The organism is Deinococcota bacterium, assembly GCA_030858465.1.
Classification (GTDB): domain Bacteria; phylum Deinococcota; class Deinococci; order Deinococcales; family Trueperaceae; genus JALZLY01.
This window is the reverse complement of the sequence record JALZLY010000233.1, coordinates 1-2,871: the sequence shown is the minus strand read 5'-3', so window position 1 is coordinate 2,871 and position 2,871 is coordinate 1. Positions and strand designations below refer to the sequence as shown.

The window sequence follows — 2,871 nt, the reverse complement described above, 5'->3', positions numbered from 1 at the left end:
TCGATGATCCCGGCAACAATGCCTAAATGGTCGATGTCGTAAGACGCTAGCCGTGTTACACTCTCAGAAGGTTTCACCCAATCAAAATACGTCAAACCTTACCCGGCACTAGCAGAATGTGGGTAGTACTCAACCAGGGTGCGCGCCACAAGAGCCCGCTGCCCCTCGGCAACGGTCATGAAACGTCCTCCCAGAAGGCCCACCGATGGCCCTACGCTGCCACCGTCACAGGCAGTTGACGCTGCCGCCGTCAACCAGAACGGTGCTGCCGCTGATGTAGAGGGCGGCGGGCGAGCAGAGGAAGGCCGCGGCCCGGCCGAACTCCTCGGGGGTGCCGAAGCGCCCCATGGGAATCTGCGCGACCGACTGCGCCCGCACCTCCTCGAAGGTCGTGCCCTGCTTCTGGGCGCGCGCCCGATCGAGCTCGTCAGTCCTCTCGGTGCCGATGCGGCCGGGCGCCAGACAGTTGACCTGGATGTTGTCGCCCGCGAGCTCGATCGACAGCGACTTGCAGAGCCCCTGCACCGCCGGGCGGAAGACGTTCGAGAGCAGCAGGTTAGGCAAGGAGCGCTTGACGCTCGAGCTGACGATGGTGAGGATCCTGCCGCCGCCCCGTGATCTCATGAGTGGCAGGGCGTGGCGGACGCTGCGCACCACGCTCTGGAGGGTGAGCGCGTAGGCGAGATCCCAGGCGTTCTCGTCCAAGGAGAGAAAGCCGCCGGAGGGCGGGCCACCCGCATTGGAGACAAGGATGTCGAGACCCCCCAGTTGGGTCTCGATCTGGTTAAAGAGCTTCTCGAGGTCGTCGGCGCGGCTCACATCAGCGACCAAACCGATGACCTCCCCTCCTGTCTCCTGACCAATGCGCGCCGCGGCTTCCAGGGCGCGAGCGTCGTCCCGGCCGCAGATCACTACGCGTGCGCCTTCCGCCGCCAGAACCTGAGCCGTGGCGAAGCCGAGGCCGCCCGTCGCCGCTGTGACCACAGCGAGTTTCCCTTCAAGACCCAGGTTCACGCTGTCACCTCCTCGAGCAGGCCGCAGTAGCGGAGGACACCGCCGAGTTCCTCACGGAGGAGGTTGTCGATCTGCGTGCCCGGGTGGCGCACGAAGGCCGAGGCGATCGCGCCGCGCTGGCGGTAGACTTCCTTGCGGAGCGCCAGGCCGATGCCAGGCTGAAACTCGTAGCGGAGGATGGGGCAGGCGTCATAGAAGACTTGCCTCGCCTTGGCTTTGTCGCCGCTTGTGAACGCCCGGTAGATGCTCACCAATACCTCGGGGTAGGAGAAGCCCGTCATCATGCCGTCCGCGCCGCGCTCGAGCTCCTCCAGAAAGAACATGCCGCCCAGGCCGCCGACGATGGCAATATCGCTACCGAGCTTGCGCAAGGCGGTAACCTTGGGCACGCTGGGTGTCTCCTCGAGCTTGATGATGCCGACGTGCTCGAGTTCCGCGTTGAGCCTGGCGACGAGAGGTGGGCTCATCCTGATGCCGGTCGCGGCGGGGTAGTCATGCAGGATGATGACCTTGTCGACGGCGTCGTTGACGCGCTTATAGTAATCAAAGATTACCGTGTCATTTTGCACGGGCGGCGGCGCCACCAGCAGCCCGGCAGCGCCGAGCTCAAGGGCGCGCACGCTCTTTCTAACCGCGAGGTCGGTGCCTTCCGCGCCGCTGCCGGCAAAGACGGGCACGCGCCCGGCGGCGGCTCGCACTGTGGTCCTGATGACTACGTCCTGCTCGTCCTGCGAAAGCTTGGGGGCCTCCCCCATCACTCCGAGGACCACCAGACCGTCCACCTCTAAACCGATGAGGAAATCGGTGAGGGTCTCGAGGCTGGCGAGGTCGAGGCTGCCGTCGTCCGTAAAAGGCGTCGGCATGATAGTGTATACACCGGTAGATCGCGGTTTCATGACATGAAACCTCCTATTCCTGGAGACCTTCGTTAGCAAATGACTTCTTCATGAACTAGGTATTCCCTGATGGCGTTTTCGTTGTAGTCAATACCCACACCTGGACCTTCAGGTGGTTTTAGTGTGCCTTCCCGGCTGACCTCTCGGGGATTGTGCATGATGAGGTCGAAGTTTTTGACGTTCGTCCCAACGAATTTCTCCAGGATTGTCACGTCGCGACTCACGCAGGCGAGATGCACGTGGATATCCCAGTGGTAGTGCGGGGCGAGAGAAACACCCTGGGCACTTGCAAGAGCCGCGATCTTGAGCCACTCGGACACGCCGCCACACATGGTAGCGTCCGGTTGAACGTAGTCAAGTGCGCCAGAACGAATCAGATCTTGAAATTCCCACCGTGTTGCGGCGACCTCACCTGTGGCGAGTGGAATTGAGGTTTGTTTACGTAAGCGAACGTGGGCTTCGATCATGTCGACCGGCAAAGGTTCCTCAAACCAGGTGATGCCGTAAGCTTCCACACGCCGGCATAAGTCCGTGCAAGCGTTGACGTCCAGGTACGCTTGGTTCGCGTCGATCATGAGCTTGACCTCCGGACCAATTATTTCCCTGACGAACTTGACGCGTTCCGCTTCTCGCGGAGGATCCAAACGCCCTACTTTCATCTTGATGGCAGTAAAGCCTTGCTCAATGTAGCCTTTAACTTCCTCTTCGAGTTTGGGTAGCATGTCCATGCCGTCGTAGTAGTACCCACCCGATGCGTAGCAGGGCGCTTCTTCACGGTAGGCGCCGAGAAGCTTGTATAGCGGCATGTTCGCGAGTTTCGCCTGGTGATCCCAGAGGGCAATATCGATGGCCGAAAGCGCGTGGAGGAGGTTGCCACGCCGCCCTGCACGGACAGTCTGCCAGTACAGGCGTTCCCATATTTTGTTGATGTCGCGAGGATCCTCCCCGATGATCATAGGCG

3 protein-coding genes are annotated in these 2,871 nt (G+C 61.3%); all 3 read right to left on the bottom strand.

Annotated elements, in window-relative coordinates; all coding sequences use genetic code 11:
- Window positions 1–225: 225 nt before the first annotated feature.
- Window positions 226–1,014, bottom strand: coding sequence for an SDR family oxidoreductase (locus M3498_11785; GenBank protein ID MDQ3459965.1), 789 nt, complete (start codon window positions 1,012–1,014; stop codon window positions 226–228).
- Window positions 1,011–1,877 (bottom strand): dihydrodipicolinate synthase family protein, encoded by an 867-nt coding sequence (locus M3498_11780; protein ID MDQ3459964.1) that lies wholly within the window; start codon window positions 1,875–1,877, stop codon window positions 1,011–1,013. The genes M3498_11785 and M3498_11780 overlap by 4 nt, the downstream gene beginning before the upstream one ends.
- A gap of 65 nt (window positions 1,878–1,942) precedes the next feature.
- Window positions 1,943–2,871, bottom strand: a 929-nt coding sequence (locus tag M3498_11775) for a mandelate racemase/muconate lactonizing enzyme family protein (protein ID MDQ3459963.1), incomplete at its 5' end; no start/stop codon positions are given.

Excerpts from the sequence above, each read along its gene's own strand:
- M3498_11780 (MDQ3459964.1), bottom strand. The coding sequence starts at position 1,877 with ATGCCGACGCCTTTTACGGACGACGGCAGCCTCGACCTCGCCAGCCTC.